General features: G+C 59.2%; 12 protein-coding genes and 3 tRNA genes. 13 read left to right on the top strand and 2 right to left on the bottom strand.

The genetic code is table 11. The features are described from left to right. The first annotated feature begins 218 nt into the window (after positions 1-218). Both JOF47_RS05325 and metG read left to right on the top strand, forming a co-directional pair. Positions 219-1,262, top strand: a complete 1,044-nt coding sequence (locus JOF47_RS05325; protein WP_209996418.1) for an NYN domain-containing protein — start codon at positions 219-221, stop codon at positions 1,260-1,262. Between the two features lie 46 nt (positions 1,263-1,308). After that, positions 1,309-2,862: a methionine--tRNA ligase gene (gene metG, locus JOF47_RS05330; RefSeq protein ID WP_209996420.1), complete on the top strand. Its 1,554-nt coding sequence runs from the start codon at positions 1,309-1,311 to the stop codon at positions 2,860-2,862. 297 nt (positions 2,863-3,159) lie between these two features. Here the strand turns inward: metG and JOF47_RS05335 are convergent, their stop codons facing one another. Together JOF47_RS05335 and JOF47_RS05340 are read right to left on the bottom strand one after the other, a co-directional pair. Next, positions 3,160-3,780: a LuxR C-terminal-related transcriptional regulator gene (locus JOF47_RS05335; protein WP_425354920.1), complete on the bottom strand. Its 621-nt coding sequence runs from the start codon at positions 3,778-3,780 to the stop codon at positions 3,160-3,162. A 75-nt stretch (positions 3,781-3,855) separates the two neighbouring features. Continuing rightward, entirely contained in the window at positions 3,856-5,055 is a 1,200-nt protein-coding gene (locus JOF47_RS05340; RefSeq protein WP_209996422.1) for a sensor histidine kinase, read from the bottom strand. A 166-nt stretch (positions 5,056-5,221) separates the two neighbouring features. On the opposite strand from JOF47_RS05340, the gene JOF47_RS05345 reads away from it, so the two are divergent. The 11 genes from JOF47_RS05345 to JOF47_RS05395 all read left to right on the top strand — a co-directional run bounded on the left by JOF47_RS05345 (position 5,222) and on the right by JOF47_RS05395 (position 15,899). Further along, positions 5,222-6,280, top strand: a complete 1,059-nt coding sequence (locus tag JOF47_RS05345) for a 3-isopropylmalate dehydrogenase (RefSeq protein ID WP_209996424.1) — start codon at positions 5,222-5,224, stop codon at positions 6,278-6,280. Between the two features lie 99 nt (positions 6,281-6,379). Next, positions 6,380-7,474 (top strand): branched-chain amino acid aminotransferase, encoded by a 1,095-nt coding sequence (locus JOF47_RS05350; RefSeq protein ID WP_209996426.1) that lies wholly within the window; start codon positions 6,380-6,382, stop codon positions 7,472-7,474. 97 nt (positions 7,475-7,571) lie between these two features. Then, positions 7,572-8,687 (top strand): UDP-glucose 4-epimerase GalE, encoded by a 1,116-nt coding sequence (gene galE / locus JOF47_RS05355; protein WP_209996428.1) that lies wholly within the window; start codon positions 7,572-7,574, stop codon positions 8,685-8,687. Positions 8,688-8,690: 3 nt separating this feature from the next. Then, the gene (locus tag JOF47_RS05360; protein ID WP_209996429.1) at positions 8,691-9,452 is read left to right on the top strand and encodes a fumarylacetoacetate hydrolase family protein; all 762 of its coding nucleotides are present in this window, start codon (positions 8,691-8,693) and stop codon (positions 9,450-9,452) included. Between the two features lie 143 nt (positions 9,453-9,595). After that, positions 9,596-11,101, top strand: a complete 1,506-nt coding sequence (gene gltX / locus JOF47_RS05365; RefSeq protein WP_209996432.1) for a glutamate--tRNA ligase — start codon at positions 9,596-9,598, stop codon at positions 11,099-11,101. A 17-nt stretch (positions 11,102-11,118) separates the two neighbouring features. Continuing rightward, positions 11,119-11,901, top strand: a complete 783-nt coding sequence (locus JOF47_RS05370; RefSeq protein WP_209996433.1) for an HAD family hydrolase — start codon at positions 11,119-11,121, stop codon at positions 11,899-11,901. Positions 11,902-12,003: 102 nt separating this feature from the next. Further along, positions 12,004-12,075: transfer RNA gene (locus JOF47_RS05375), tRNA-Gln, on the top strand. A gap of 67 nt (positions 12,076-12,142) precedes the next feature. Continuing rightward, positions 12,143-12,215, top strand: a tRNA-Glu gene (locus tag JOF47_RS05380). A 49-nt stretch (positions 12,216-12,264) separates the two neighbouring features. Then, positions 12,265-12,340: transfer RNA gene (locus JOF47_RS05385), tRNA-Glu, on the top strand. A gap of 182 nt (positions 12,341-12,522) precedes the next feature. Next, positions 12,523-14,262: a dynamin family protein gene (locus JOF47_RS05390; RefSeq protein ID WP_342592714.1), complete on the top strand. Its 1,740-nt coding sequence runs from the start codon at positions 12,523-12,525 to the stop codon at positions 14,260-14,262. Beyond that, entirely contained in the window at positions 14,259-15,899 is a 1,641-nt protein-coding gene (locus JOF47_RS05395) for a GTPase (RefSeq protein ID WP_209996436.1), read from the top strand. The genes JOF47_RS05390 and JOF47_RS05395 overlap by 4 nt, the downstream gene beginning before the upstream one ends. The last annotated feature ends 28 nt before the right edge of the window (positions 15,900-15,927 follow it).

The raw sequence follows: 15,927 nt of genomic DNA on the forward strand, positions 1-15,927 counted from the left end.
CTCGCACCTGCCAGTGCTTTCCGGGAACAAATCCCGTGAATAGTTGCGGCGGCGTGTGGGGCACGTTTTGTCTTTGCCTACTATGAGGCCGGACGGTCCGATGCTCAGGAAGCACGGAGCGTTGGCTTACCCAGTGGATTGCTGGGAACTCCCTGTGTAGAGATGAGTTGATCCGCGCGTTTCGCCAACTCAACCGCCCAAGAGCATAGGATCAAGGTATGATGTCACAGAGCGCTATTTTCGTGGACGCAAGCTTTCTACTGGCAATAGGAGGGCACCGAACTTCTGGGACAACTCTGCGCGCAGCCTTTACCGTGAACTACGAGGCCCTGATTGAAGGAATCCTTAAAACTGCCAAGGATTCTTCCGGCTTGGAGAACCTTCGCGTCTATTGGTACGACGCTGCGAAGGATGCCATCTTCACCGATCAGCACAAACGCATTGGCCTACTACCAGGCGTCAAGGTTCGTTTGGGGCGTATTTCCTTCAACGGCGAGCAAAAGGGCGTAGACCTGAAACTGGCTCTGGACCTTGTCGGGATTGCCCGAAATCGCGCTGCTTCGGTGGCGTTCCTCGTATCGGGCGACGACGACTTGGCCGAGGCCGTCGAAGAAGCCCAGGACCTGGGCATGAAGGTGGTGCTCATTGGCGTGGAGAAGGCGGACCACCGCTTGGGAGTGGCTTCGGTTGCTGAGCACTTGGCCCTCCGGGTCGACAGCATTATCACCCTGCCCGAAGAACTCATTGCCTCATCCTTCATGAAGGCCGTGACTTGGGATCCGGAACATGCGGCCCAATCTGCCGCCATTGCCAGCGCAGGCACCCAAGCCAAGATCATCGGGGATGCAGCGGAAGAACTGCCCGTCACGACTAAGCCCGGGGTTCCGAGGCCTCCCTCACCGGCGCTGTTGCAATCCCGTCCCAAGGCCCAGCCCATGGCGACGGCAACACCGCCTGATTATCAACTCGTCTACAGCTCAACGCAGCAGACCTCGGGATTCGCAACCGGCACGTCCCGCGACCCTTCGGACATGGATGTGGCCGAGGAAGTCGGTGCCAGCGTCGCACGGAACTGGCACGCCAGCACCACGCAAGCGGAGCTCAAGGACTTGCTTGCGGACCGCCCGCTGTTGCCGGCGGAAATCGACCGGGTACTGCTCAAGGATTGCGCCCAGCGCATTGGCGAGTGGAAGACGGATCTGCAGGATGTCCGAAGAGCACTCCGCATCGCCTTTTGGGACCAAATCGATCGGCTCACATAGTGTTTCCGATGGGCGGATTACTGCCAAACTACGGTAGATTTCTAGGGTGACTTCTGAGCAGACTCCGTTTTATATCACCACCGCCATTTCCTACCCGAACGGCGTGCCACACATCGGGCATGCCTACGAGGTAATCGCGACCGACACCATGGCACGTTTCAAGCGACTTGACGGCTTTGACGTGTTCTTCATGACCGGTACCGACGAGCATGGCCAAAAGATGTTGCAGACTGCGGAGAAGCAGGGAATTACCCCGCGCGAGCTGGCCCAGCGGAATTCGGATGCGTTCCAGGCCATGAACGACGAGCTGGGCATCAGCTACGATCGCTTCATTCGCACCACCGACTCCGACCACTATGCCGCTGCCCAAGCCATCTGGAAGCGCATGGAGGCCAACGGCGACATCTACCTGGACATGTACGCGGGCTGGTACTCGGTGCGCGACGAGGCTTTTCACGCCGAAGAAGACACCGAAGTTCGTGAAGACGGGGTGCGATACTCCAAGGAAACCGACACCGAGGTTACCTGGACCGAAGAGGAATCGTATTTCTTCAAGCTCTCGTCCTACCAGGACAAGCTGCTTGAGCTTTACAAGTCTCAGCCCGACTTCGGCGCGCCACACTCCCGCTTCAACGAGGTCATTCGCTTCGTCGAACGCGGGCTGGAAGACCTGTCGATTTCGCGCACGACTTTTGACTGGGGAGTTCCGGTTCCGGGCAACAAGGACCACGTCATGTACGTGTGGGTCGACGCGTTGACCAACTACCTGACGGGCACCGGGTTCCCCGACGTCGAGGCCGAATCCTTCAAGAAGTACTGGCCAGCCGATGTGCATGTGATCGGCAAGGACATTTCGCGCTTCCACGCCATCTACTGGCCCGCTTTCCTGATGTCGGCGAAATTGCCTTTGCCCAAGCGCGTGATGATCCACGGCTTCCTTCACAACAACGGCGTGAAGATGTCCAAGTCACTAGGCAACGTTGTTTCACCCACCGATTTCATTTCCCAGTACGGTCTGGACCAGGTCCGCTACTTCTTCCTGCGCGAAGTCCCGTTTGGTGCCGATGGCAGCTACAACCATGAAGTTATCGTGGCCCGCATGAACTCGGATCTCGCCAACAATCTCGGCAACCTTGCCCAGCGATCGCTGTCCATGGTGGCCAAGAACTGCGGGGGAGCGGTTCCCACCCCGGGCGATTTCACCGAAGCCGACCAGAACATCCTGGCCGAGGCCGGCAAGCTTCTCGATCTTTGCCGCGATTCATACTCGCGTCAGGAGTTCAGCAAGGCGCTCGAAGCCATTTGGACAGTGCTGGGCAACACGAACGCCTACTTCGCCGACCAAGCCCCTTGGGTGTTGCGGAAAACCGACGTCGCGCGCATGGAAACCGTCTTGTACGTGACCTTGGAAGTCGTCCGCCGAGTGGCGCTCCTGGTGCAGCCGGTTATGCCAACTGCCGCGTCATCGCTGCTTGAAGTCTTGGGCCAGCCCGAGGGTTCGGCGCGAGATTTCGATGCATTCGATACTGCGTTGGTGGCTGGCACGGAGCTGCCGGCACCGACACCGATTTTCCCGAAGTACGAAGAACCGGTTCAATAATCGGACTTTTGGCACTCGCATAGACGATGGCCGGGTGCGTGGATGCTTTGCCTTTGCACAGCATCCACGCACCCGGCCTTCTTGCTGCCCCACAAATGGGCCTTGTGAGCCCATGTCCACTGGGAACCTTTGGCTGAGGATTGAGCCGTGTCACGGTTCGCCGGCCGCAAGGGGCAGAGCGGTAAATGGGTGCTTCCAGCATCCATCCCCTTGAATCACCCACAACCAAGTACATTGGAGCGGGTAACCAGTGAACCGCAATCGCCTGCTTCGGTTCTCTGCCCCGCAAGCACCAGTCTAGGGCGACACGACGCCTGTTTCGTAGGCAATGACGACTGCCTGGACCCGATCCCTCGCGTTGAGTTTGGCCAAGATGTGTCCAACATGCGTCTTGACCGTGGCTTCGGAGAGAAAGAGGCCGGCGGCGATTTCCGGGTTGGATTGGCCGTTGGCGATAAGCCCGAAGACTTCACGTTCGCGCGGTGTCAACGATTCGACGGCCTTGACATGCATGCTGTCCGGCAAAGTCGCACGGCGGAGGATCGGGGCGACGTGGTCCAGCAGCCTGCGCGTGGTGGATGGTGCGATGACTGCATCTCCACGGAAAACCGTGCGAATGGATTCGAGCAATTCCTCGGGAGGCGCATCCTTAAGCAGGAATCCGCTGGCACCTGCCTGAATTGCTGAGAGCGCGTACTCATCAAGGTCGAAGGTGGTCAGCACGATTACCCTTGGCCCGGGCGAATCCTTGGTCCGTCCCGCGAGCAAATGCTCGGTAGTTTGAATGCCATTCATCTCCGGCATGCGAACGTCCATCAGAATGACATCGGCGCCAGCCAGCGCCGGAGAGGCGAGCGCTTCCCGTCCGGTGGAAGCCTCTGCAACCACTTCAAGGTCGGGTTGCGAGTTGATTAACATCCTGAAGCCGCTGCGGACCAAAAGCTGGTCATCCACGAGTGCCACGCGGATGGGGTTCTCTTTCAACAAGATTTTCTAGTCCTCTGTGTAAGGGATGAATACTGCAACACGGAACCCGCCCCCGGGGACGGGAATCGCTTCCACCCGGCCATCATAGAGCGAAACGCGTTCGCTCATTCCACGCAATCCCTGGCCGACATCGGCCGTGCCGAGCGCTCCGGCTCCACGGCCGTTGTCGGTGATCCCGATGTTCAATCCACGGTAGTCCCAAGCAAGGCTCACGGTTGCTAGAACGGATGGACCCGCATGCTTGACCACATTTGTCAGCGCTTCCTGAATGGCGCGATAGCAAGTCAGCTCGGCCCCCGCGGGAAGGTCGCGGCGAGCTTGCCCGGATTCCGAGTAGCTGATGTCGAGACCTGTTTTTCGTGTTGCATCCAGCAAATCCTGGATGTCTGCAAGCGTGGGGAGCGGCCGGGTGGGTGCTTCCTCGTCGTTGCGGAGGACACCGAGAAGGCGGCGCATCTCGCGAAGCGACCCCCGGCCAGTGTCGGCGATTGTTGCAAGTGTCGTGCGGGCAATTTGTGGCTCGTGTTCACTTGCGTATCGGGCACCGTCTGCCTGAGTGATGATCACGGATAGAGAATGCGCCACAATGTCGTGCATTTCGCGTGCAATGTGGCTACGTTCGTCCGCGGCGGCCAGATCCCGCTCTTGCTGCCTCTCGATTTCGAGCCTGCGGGCACGATCCTCGAGGGTTTGCATCGCAAGGCGGCGGGTACGGGCGAGGTCACCGAAGGTCCAGGCGAGCATCACCACGAGGCCAAGCCCAACAAAGCTGATGAGGCCCCCCTCAACGGTGAATCCGCTGGCCATTCCAAGTTTCAGGGTCACCAGCAGGGCACCGAGGAAACCCGCAGCAAGGCCAGCGATGGATTGCCACCGTTTGCCGTAGGCAGCAAGCGTATACACGGTTATTGGCACGGCAATCTGTGAGGGCAGGTAAACGTCGGTGATTGCCACCTGGACCAGGTGGGTGGCAACGATGATGCCCGCCGAAACACCGGGCTTTCGTCGTCGCCAGATAAGGGGGAGGGTTTCCGCCGAGCCCAAAATCAACGCCGGAATGAACTGACTGACACCGTTCTGGGTGACGCCTGACATCGTGAATGCACTGGAGAGCCCAAACGCAAGCCATATTGCGATACCCAGGATGAGGTCTACCTTATTGGGGTTTTCGCGGATCCAGCGGTCCAAAGTGCGATGTGGTGTCATGTAATCCTGCGTTTTCGGGGGGAGAAGGCTCTGTAGAAAGCCTACTAGCGCACTTTCTTCGGTGGCATCATGCCAGGGGTTGATTGGTGAACGTCACAATCCGATCGTCATTCCACATTATGAGACAGGGTGATCACATAGTGATACGAATAGCTATCATGAGACCATGAGCGAATCCTTGAATATTGCCGTCATTCCAGGTGACGGAATTGGTCCCGAAGTAATTGCCGAAGCCGTAAAGGTCTTGAAGAAGGCAACTGAGCAGAGCGACGCCCCACTGGTACTGACCGACTACAAACTTGGGGCCGAACACTGGCTCGAGACGGGGGAGACCCTGCCGGAAGAAACCCTCGAGGCATTGAAGACCCACGACGCCATCCTCTTTGGCGCGGTCGGTGCGGCCCCCGGTGACACCCGGATTCCGTCCGGGCTCATTGAGCGGGAAATGTTGCTCAAACTTCGCTTTAGCTTGGATCACTTTGTGAACCTTCGCCCGGCCAAGCTCTACCCGGGCGTGCCGAGCCCCCTCGCGGCGCCGGGCGATGTCGACTTCATTGTTGTCCGTGAAGGAACAGAGGGGCCTTACGTGGGCAACGGCGGTGCCCTGCGGGTAGGTACCCCCCATGAAATCGCCACGGAAGTTTCAGTGAACACGGCGTACGGTGTGGAACGCGTGGTTCGAGACGCATTCCGTCGCGCCAATGAACGCGATCGCAAGCACGTGACACTCGTCCACAAGCACAACGTCCTGGTCTATGCCGGACACTTGTGGCGCCGGACGGTTGAAGCCGTTGCTGCGGAATTCCCAAACGTCACTCACGATTATCTGCACGTTGATGCCGCAACCATCTTCATGACCACCAATCCATCGCGTTTCGACGTGATTGTGACTGACAACCTGTTCGGTGACATCCTCACGGACCAGGCCGGTGCGATCACCGGCGGCATTGGCTTGGCCGCTTCGGGAAACATCAACATGGACCGTACAGCTCCTTCCATGTTCGAACCGGTACACGGATCGGCGCCGGATATCGCCGGCCAGCAGAAAGCCGACCCGACCGCTGCAATCCTTTCGGTCGCGCTGCTGCTGGATCACGTGGGCTTGCCGAAGGCCGCACGTCGAGTTGAAGAAGCAGTCGAAAGTGACATTGCCTCACGCGATGAAATGACCGACCCACGCACCACCGCCGAAATCGGCGATGCAATCGTGGCGGCACTGGCATAGGCTTAAGTCTAGGTTCGATATGGAACCGAATCTTAGGGTGGCAAGTCATGATTGACTTGCCACCGCAAAACCCTTTCGAAGAGGAAGCCTGACGGCATCATGGAATTCACCGAAGAACTTTCACACCAACGCAAGAGCGACCAGGACCGCGCTGCCATCTTGGCGAATCCCGGTTTTGGCGACTTCTTCACCGACCACACGGCAGTCATTGACTGGACTGCCAGTGAAGATGGTGTGACGGGAACATGGGACAACGCTCGTATTGAGCCGTACGGTCCTATCTCCTTGGATCCTGCGGCTTCGGTTTTGCACTATGGTCAGGAAATCTTTGAAGGCCTCAAGGCCTACCGCCACGCGGATGGAACCGTCTGGACCTTCCGCCCCTATGCAAATGCCGCCAGGTTGAACCGCTCGGCCGAGCGCCTTGCGCTCCCGCAACTTGATGAGGATGCCTTTGTCGAGTCGTTGCGCCGTTTGGTCAAGGCGGACGTCCAGTGGGTACCGTCCGGGGAGGGCGAGGCACTCTACCTCCGCCCCTTCATGATCGCCACCGAGGCATTCCTGGGTGTCCGTGCTGCACGTGAGGTTTCCTACCGTGTCATCGCGTCTCCTGCAGGAAACTACTTCGGCGGCGAATTGAAGCCTGTTGGGATCTGGGTTTCGCATAACTATGCCCGCGCCGGGCGTGGAGGCACCGGTGCGGCCAAGTGCGGAGGCAACTATGCAGCGTCCTTGGTTGCTCAGCTCGAAGCCGAACAAAACGGTTGCAAGCAGGTCCTCTTCCTCGACCCGTTCAATGACGAGGCTGTGGAAGAGCTTGGCGGCATGAATGTCTTCTTCGTCATGAAGGGCGGCAAGCTTGTCACCCCGCGCCTGACGGGAACCATTCTCGAAGGCGTTACCCGCTCCTCGATCATCCAGCTTGCGAAGGACCGTGGGATGGACGTTGAAGAGCGGACCATTGCTCTGGGGGAATGGCGCGAGGGAATCGCCAACGGTGATATCGAGGAAGTCTTTGCCTGTGGCACGGCCGCCGTCATCACCCCGATCGGTGTCCTCAAGAACGGTGAAGAGCACATCGGCGACCCCGAAGCTCCGGCCGGCGAGGTAACCATGGCACTGCGAACCGAATTGTTGGGAATCCAGACCGGCGTGGTTGCCGATCGCCACGGATGGCTCGAGCGACTGGCCTAAACCTTAGGCAATACATGTTGGGTGGGATTCGTTTTGAACCCCACCCAACATTCGTTTAATGCGATGAAATTGGTCAAACATAACTAGAATGGAAAGCATGCGCATTTTGGTCACCGGCGGTGCCGGCTATATCGGATCCCACACGGTTCTCCTGTTGCTTGAAGAGGGGCACGAGGTTTACGTATACGACAACCTCAGCAATTCTTCGCCCGAGGCCCTTCGCAGGGTCGCCGAGTTGACCGGGAAAAATGCAGCCCTTCACGTAGGGGATTTGCTCGATGCGGATCGTCTTGAAGAAGTGTTCGAATCGGCTCGCCCGGAAGCCGTGATTCACTTTGCCGGGCTCAAAGCCGTGGGGGAGTCTGTGGCAAAGCCGCTCACTTACTACCGCAACAACGTGACCGGCACGCTCAACCTGCTGGAGATCATGGATGCCCACAATGTCCGCACGTTCGTGTTCAGTTCCTCCGCGACGGTTTATGGGGAAACGCAGGAGCTGCCAATCACCGAGACGACCGCACTTTCTGCCACCAACCCTTATGGGCGCACGAAGCTGCACATTGAGTTCATGCTAGATGATTTGGCGGCATCCGACCCGCGCTGGTCGATTGCGAAGCTCCGCTACTTCAATCCCGTCGGTTCCCACGAGTCGGGTCGCATCGGCGAAGACCCTCAAGGCACTCCCAACAACTTGATGCCTTTCATCGCCCAAGTTGCTGTCGGTGTGCGCGAAAAGATCAGCGTCTTCGGCAGTGATTACCCGACGCCGGATGGCACCGGAGTGCGTGACTACATTCACGTGGTCGATTTGGGTGCCGGCCATTTGGCTGCGCTTGAATACCTGCAAGACCACGGCGGGCTTCATGCCTGGAACCTTGGAACGGGACACGGGTCCTCAGTCTTGGAAGTAATCCAGGCATTCGCCCGGACGTCCAAGCAAGAGATTCCCTACGAGATTGTTGACCGTCGTCCCGGCGACGTCGCGGCAAGCTATGCAGACCCGAGCTTGGCACGCGAAGAAATCGGCTGGAAGGCTGAACGCGGCCTTGAACAAATGGTCGAAGACATGTGGCGTTGGCAATCAACCAACCCGACCGGATACCCGGACAAACCCGCATTGGCTGTCAGGGATGAAGAGCCTGTGCCTTCTTCCGGCGAGCGGAAAGCTCCGGCAAGCGATGAAACTGATCCTCAAGAAACCACTAAGCTGTAAACCATGCGTATTGCTCGTTTTGTAGTTGACGGTGACCCGATGTACGGAGTCGTTGAAGGTGATGACGTTCTTGTCATTGCCGGCGACCCCTTCTTCCAGGGCATCAAGCCCACCGGCGCCAAGCACAAGCTTGAAGATGTCCGCCTGTTGGCGCCGATCATTCCTCGTTCCAAAGTCATTGGCTTTGGACGCACCTATGCGGATCACGCAGCCGAACTCGGGAACGAGGTTCCTGCCGAACCGCTGATGTTTCTGAAGCCAAACACTGCGGTGGTCGGTTCCGGCGACCCGATCACATTGCCAAGCTTCTCTGATGAGATTTCCTATGAAGGCGAACTTGCTGTTGTCATTGGAAGAATCTGCAAGGATGTTCCGGCTGAAAAGGCCGGCGATGTGATTTTCGGTTACACCGTTGCCAATGACCTCACCGCCCGCGATGCACAGCGCACCGACGGCCAGTGGGCTCGTGCCAAGGGCTGGGATGGTTCCTGCCCGCTGGGTCCTTGGATCCAGACTGAGCTGGACCATGACGACACCCAGTTGACCACCCGCTTGGACGGAAAAGTAGTCCAGGACGGCAACACCTCCGAAATGGTGTGGGGCATCAACGACCTGGTTGCCTATGCTTCGCAGGCCTTCACGCTGCTTCCCGGCGATGTGATTCTCACGGGTACGCCGGCAGGCGTCGGCCTTGTGGCCGAAGGGCAGCGTGTGGAAATTGAAATTGAGGGAATTGGAATCCTCAGCAATCCTTTCCGTCGCTAACCTTGCGATAGTTTCGATTCCGATGCGGGCCCCGGGCAAACTCATTGAGTTCTCGGGGCCCGCTGGTTTCCGGGCAGGCTTGGGCGACCACTCCCAGAAGGTTCAGCAGACCATCGCCCACGGCGGCATAGAATAGACACATCATGACTGATGTAGCCCTCATTCCCACTGTGACCGATGAAACTCCCGTCCGCGTACGCTTCTGCCCGTCCCCGACCGGCACCCCGCACGTTGGCCTAATCCGCACCGCCCTGTTCAACTGGGCATATGCGCGCCACACCGGCGGCAAGATGATCTTCCGCATCGAAGACACAGATGCCAAGCGTGACTCCGAAGAAAGCTACAACCAGTTGCTTGACGCACTAGACTGGCTCGGCATCACCTGGGACGAAGGGGTAAACGTTGGCGGCCCGCACGAGCCGTACCGCCAGTCCCAGCGTGGAGACATCTACCAGGACGTCATCGCAAAACTGCGCGCCGGCGGCCACCTCTATGAATCCTTCTCCACCCCGGAAGAAGTGGAAGCCCGCCACAAGGCAGCCGGCCGCGACCCGAAGCTGGGTTACGACGGCTTCGACCGCGAACTGTCCGAAGAGCAGGTCGCCGCGTACCGCGCCGAGGGCCGCGAGCCGGTGTTGCGTGTCCGCATGCCGGATGAAGACATCACCTTCACCGACCTTGTGCGTGGCGAAATCACGTTCAAGCCGGGAACCGTTCCCGACTTCGTGGTTGTTCGCGCCAACGGCCAGCCGCTGTACACCTTGGTCAATCCGGTCGACGACGCGCTGATGGGGATCACCCATGTTCTTCGTGGCGAAGACCTGCTTTCCTCCACCCCGCGCCAGATCGCACTTTACCGGGCCCTGATCGACGTAAAGGTGGCCCAGTACATGCCGCTCTTCGGTCACCTTCCGTACGTCATGGGCCAGGGAAACAAGAAGCTCTCCAAGCGCGATCCGGAATCAAGCCTCTTCCTGCACCGCGACCGCGGATTCATCCCCGAGGGCCTGCTCAACTACCTCTCGTTGCTGGGCTGGTCCCTGAGTGCCGACGAGGACATCTTCACTCGTGAGCAGCTCATCGAGGCATTCGACGTACATGATGTGCTGTCCAACCCTGCGCGCTTCGACATCAAGAAGGCCGAAGCCATCAACGGCACGCACGTGCGCATGCTGGAACCCGAAGACTTCCGCGACCGCCTGATTCCATACTTGCAGGCCAATGAGCTGGTCGGCGACGAATTGACCGAACGCCAGCAGGAAATCCTCGCCGAGGCCGCGCCACTTGTCCAGGAGCGCATCACCCTGTTGGGTGAAGCCCCCGAGATGCTGGAGTTCCTCTTCCGCGGAGATTCGGAAATCGTTCCGGCCGCGGATGCTTTGAAGGGACTTCCGGAAAACACCGCCGAAATCCTTGACGCAGGCGTTGCCGCACTCGAGGCTGCATCTGATTGGACCGCAGAGTCCATCCAGGAAGCGCTGAAGGTGGCCCTGGTGGAGGGGCTGGGCATCAAGCCACGTCACGCTTTCGGACCTATCCGCACCGCGGTGTCCGGTAAGCGCATTTCGCCGCCGCTCTTTGAATCCATGGTGATTCTTGGCAAGGAATCCTCGCTCGCCCGCGTGCGTGCCTTCCGAGCCACCCGGTAGGGAAGACCAAAAGAATCGTGGACAACGCGACCAACGCCCTCAGCTCACTTGGCGGAATCACTTCCGTCGCCCGAGTTGAGGGCGTTCTTTTTGACATTGACGACACCCTGGTTGACCTGAAATCTGCCGCGATCAAGGGTTTCCATCTGCTGACCGCCGAGGACTTCGAGAACGTCCCCATGGATGAACGCCACCGCATTGCTCGCGACTACGCGGACGACGGCGCCGGTGCCTACGAACGCTACATGTCGGGCGAGCTTACATTTCTTGGGCAACGCGTTGAACGGATCAAGCGCGCCTATGGACTTGCGGGACTGGATGCCCCGCCGGCAGAAGCTCTGGGCGGGTGGTGTGCTTCGTACGAGCGCGCGGCGCGCAGCGTGTGGGCGCCATTCCCCGATGTCCACCGCTGCCTTGATGAGTTGGATGCGATGGGCATCCCCTATGGGGCGGTGAGCAACAATGTGGAAAGCTACCAGCGAGAAAAGCTCGGTGCCGCGGGCCTTGAGCGGATTTCCATTCTTGTCGGCTCCGATACTGCTGGTGCGCCGAAGCCGGATCCGCGTCCGTTTCACGTAGGTTGCCGGTTGCTTGGCACTTCAATCGGCACAACCCTTTACGTAGGGGACAACCCAATCAATGATGTGCAGGGGGCGCGCGACGCGGGACTGATTGCAATCCTGCTGAACCGTGCCCCAGATCACAAAAACGACTCGGGGAAATGCATCGAAAATCTGGCCTCGTTACCCCGCTTGATCGCCGGAAATACGCGGTTTTTGGGTGCGCCGGGGTGCGAGTAGCGCCCGATTTGTACTTTGCGCCGATCCGCCTGTATAGTTATTTCTCGTGCTGAGGCGCAGGAAAGCTTTCGAAAAGGAAAGCCGGAGAGCAAGTCAACGCTGTGGGGTATGGTGTAATTGGCAACACACTGGTTTCTGGTACCAACATTCTAGGTTCGAGTCCTGGTACCCCAGCGCTACGGTCTTCGCGAAAGCGAAGGCCGGTCTGCTTGGGGGCGAAAGCCCTACAAGCGGAGCATACGGCCCCATCGTATAGCGGCCTAGTACGCTGCCCTCTCACGGCGGTAACGCGGGTTCGAATCCCGCTGGGGTCACGATTCATGTGAATCGGACGGTAACAGTCCTAAAACGTTGCAGCTATGCGGCCCCATCGTATAGCGGCCTAGTACGCTGCCCTCTCACGGCGGTAACGCGGGTTCGAATCCCGCTGGGGTCACCAGCGCAAATGGTTCCAAACTTCAGTTTGGAGCCTTTTGTCTTTAACGGACTTTTCCGAGGGTTGGAGCGAATTCCCCCCAAGTCACGATATACCGGCCGACTATTTGGCATGATGTAGTTGTGACTACTAGTAATGTCCCCGAACCAGCAGGCGTGCCCGATGTTTCCGCTGCGCCTGCGGATGTGGAAGCCATCAGATTGCTCTCCGCCGTTCGAGACCAATTATCTGGTGGGCTGCTTCCCCTCGAGATCGCCGGTGCGGCTGTTGCACGGGAAAACGCGCGAACGGCAGTTGAGCAGCTGGATGACTACATCCTGCCGCGCTACCGAAGCCTGGACGCGCCGCTGCTGGCAGTGGTTGGCGGCTCCACCGGCGCAGGGAAATCAACATTGGTCAATGCAATCGTTGGCCATCCGGTAACGCGGGCCGGCGCCATCAGGCCGACCACCCGCCAGCCCATCCTTCTGCATCATGCGGAGGACATGCCGTGGCTTGAAACCGACCGCATACTTCCAGGGCTTCGCCGCATCATCGGAACTCCGGTCCCAGCAGCGCGCATGTTGCCCGCTGACCAAGTCGGTGCGGATCCGGATCCTGCCCTCATCGCTTCCATCATCCTGCTTCAGGACGATGCCGTGCCCCGTGGTATCGCCATCCTGGACGCCCCGGATGTGGACTCCATTTCCGACGAAAACCGTCGCCTTGCCGGACAGCTTCTGGCAGCGGCCGATCTCTGGGTGTTTGTTACCACGGCGAACCGCTATGCCGATGCCGTTCCCTGGAAGCTGCTTTCCGAGGCTGCTGCGCGAAACATCAGCATTTCAATTGTGTTGGATCGTGTGCCGGCCGGCGTGGAAGCCGAAGTTTCTGCAGACCTGCAGGGCATGCTCCAACGCGAGGGGTTGGGGTCCGCGCGACTTTTTGTGGTGCGCGAGTTCCAGCTCGACGAATTGGACATGTTGCCTGAAGCGGCCGTGGGTGACATCAAGTCATGGTTGGGGGAGATTGCCGCCAGCAGTGAATCCCGCGCAGCCATCGCCCGCCAAACGCTCGCCGGTGTCATGAGTCAGCTTGCCAACCGCACTGACGCAATTGCTGCTGCTATGGGCGAGCAAACCGCCAGCGCCCTGCGGCTTGAAACGTATGTCGACGAGGCATTTGGGCAGGCCGAAGACGGCATTCAACTGGCCGTGCAGGACGGCACTTTGTTGCGCGGGGAGGTTTTGGCCAGGTGGCAGGATTTCGTGGGAACGGGAGAATTCTTCCGGTCTCTCGAATCCGGGATCGGGCGGCTGCGCGACCGAGTAGGGGCATTTTTCACGGGAAAACCCCAGCCGGTCGACCGCGTCGAAAAAGCCATTGAAAGCGGCCTGCACGCAGTGGTGGTGGACCAAGCTGCAAAAGCCTGCGAAACCGCCGAAGACAGATGGAGGGCCGACCCCGCGGGCAAGGCGCTTGTCGAGGCAGGGAAGTTCGGAAGCCCGAGCCAGGATTTTTCGGACAAGGTTGCCGGTCAAGTCAGGGCCTGGCAACTTGACCTCGTGGATATCATCCGTGCGGAAGGCGCCAACAAGCACATGACCGCCCGTATGGTGTCATTTGGAATCAATGGCGTGGCAGTTGCCTTGATGGTTGTTGTTTTTGCTTCAACGGCTGGATTGACCGGCTTGGAAGTGGGAATTGCTGGCGGCTCTGCCCTTGTGGGACAGAAATTGCTTGAAGCCATCTTCGGCGAGGATGCGGTGAGGCGGTTGACCAAGAGGGCAATGGAAAGCCTTGAACAGCGTTGTGAATCCCTTTTGGAGCTGGAAAGAGCCAGATTCTTGTCCTGGCTTGAAGACGTCCCGGAAAAGCAGGAGCTCGAGAACATGAATCAGCATTCGGCAGCCATTCGCCGACTGGCCCGGGAGCAGGGTGCATGAGCCGCCGCCGATCCGAATCCGCACTTAGCCCCCTTGAACTTCGGTTGCAGGCACTGCAGGAAGCAACGGAGCTGGGAAACGAACGGCTTGGAACACAGGAAAGTGCCGCGGCCTGGGCAGTCCTGGAACGCGCGGCGGCTCGCAGGACGCTGTCCTCCGAGCACACGGTTGTCGGCTTCTTTGGGGCGACCGGCAGCGGGAAATCTTCGCTCTTCAATGCGGTCGTTGGGGAAGAACTTGCCAGGGTCGCCGCAACCAGACCGACAACCAGCCAGCCGCTGGCCGGAATCTGGGGTGCCCATGGGTCGGACGCGTTGCTGAATTGGTTGGAGGTCAATGACCGTCGATTCCTGCACTCGCCATTGCGTCTGGCCAAGCAGGGGGTCTTTGGATCCGAAAAGGAAGCCAGCGGTCTCATACTTTTGGACCTGCCGGACTTTGATTCCACGGTCCTGGCCAACCGGGAAATAGCAACAAAATTGGCAGGTCAAGTAGATGTCCTGATCTGGGTGCTTGATCCGCAAAAATATGCGGACGCCGCGGTGCATCACGACTTCATCAGGCCGTTGTCCGCACACGGTGCCGTGACCCTTGTTGTACTCAACCAAATCGATAATCTGCGCGAGGCACAACGGGTCCCGGTCATGACGTCTCTGCGTTCCATACTGGAACGCGACGGACTCGGGAATCCTAGACTTCTCGGCGTCTCGGCGGCGACCGGGGAAGGGATCGAAGGACTTCGCCAGGAAATAGCCAAGGTAGTCACCGCACGAAGTGCTGCATCAAACAGGCTGGCTGCCGATGTTGCAACAATTGCCGAACGACTGGGTGATGGCCACGGCGTGGAGGAACTCAAAACACCGCCCGACAAAGCAAAACGTGAGCTGATACAGAACTTGGCGGTCGCATCCGGCATGGACACCGTGGTCGACGCAGTCCGCACTTCATACCGCCTCGATGCCCGTAAGAAAACGGGATGGCCGCTGACAAGGTGGCTGTCCAATTTCCGCCCGGATCCATTGCGTCGGCTGAACCTGAAAAGCACCGATGTAAATCCCAAGCTCAATCGAACGTCCCTTCCTGCCCCGGGGTTGGCGCAACGCGCGCAAGCCGACTCTGCCGTGCGGGCCTATGCCGAAGGCGCGGGCGCCGGTGCCCCGGAGCCCTGGAAGGCATCCATCCGCCGCGCGGCGCGCCACCATACGCATGAACTACCCGATCGTCTGGATCAAGCCATCGCGAACACCGACGTGAAAGCCACAAAAGGTGCATGGTGGTGGCCGCTCGTATCGGTGATCCAATGGATGTCCCTCGCAACGGCACTTACCGGCGCGCTTTGGCTGGCGGCACTTGCTGCGGTGCAATATCTGCAGTTCAGCCTCCCGCCCGCTCCCAGGGTGGAAGGCATCCCCGTACCAACGTTGATGCTAATCTTGGGAATTCTGCTTGGTCTGGTCCTGGGCGTCCTGAGCGGTATCGCCGCCCGGGTCGGCAGCAGCGGACGCGCCCGCAAAGCCAGGAAGGCCTTGCTGGGCGCGATGGCTGCCGTGGCGGAAGAAGCCGTTGTCGACCCCGTCGACGCAGAAATCAATCGACACAATCAATTCATTGGAGCTCTTCGACGTGCCAGAGGCTGAAAATCTAACTGTTGGCAATCTAGGCGAG

It is taken from the genome of Paeniglutamicibacter kerguelensis (assembly GCF_017876535.1).
GTDB lineage: Bacteria > Actinomycetota > Actinomycetes > Actinomycetales > Micrococcaceae > Paeniglutamicibacter > Paeniglutamicibacter kerguelensis.

Coding starts and splice junctions, on each gene's coding strand:
- JOF47_RS05325 (WP_209996418.1), top strand. CDS start 219: ATGATGTCACAGAGCGCTATTTTCGTGGACGCAAGCTTTCTACTGGCA.
- JOF47_RS05335 (WP_425354920.1), bottom strand. CDS start 3,780: ATGTTAATCAACTCGCAACCCGACCTTGAAGTGGTTGCAGAGGCTTCC.
- JOF47_RS05340 (WP_209996422.1), bottom strand. CDS start 5,055: ATGACACCACATCGCACTTTGGACCGCTGGATCCGCGAAAACCCCAAT.
- JOF47_RS05345 (WP_209996424.1), top strand. CDS start 5,222: ATGAGCGAATCCTTGAATATTGCCGTCATTCCAGGTGACGGAATTGGT.
- JOF47_RS05350 (WP_209996426.1), top strand. CDS start 6,380: ATGGAATTCACCGAAGAACTTTCACACCAACGCAAGAGCGACCAGGAC.
- galE (WP_209996428.1), top strand. CDS start 7,572: ATGCGCATTTTGGTCACCGGCGGTGCCGGCTATATCGGATCCCACACG.
- JOF47_RS05360 (WP_209996429.1), top strand. CDS start 8,691: ATGCGTATTGCTCGTTTTGTAGTTGACGGTGACCCGATGTACGGAGTC.
- gltX (WP_209996432.1), top strand. CDS start 9,596: ATGACTGATGTAGCCCTCATTCCCACTGTGACCGATGAAACTCCCGTC.
- JOF47_RS05395 (WP_209996436.1), top strand. CDS start 14,259: ATGAGCCGCCGCCGATCCGAATCCGCACTTAGCCCCCTTGAACTTCGG.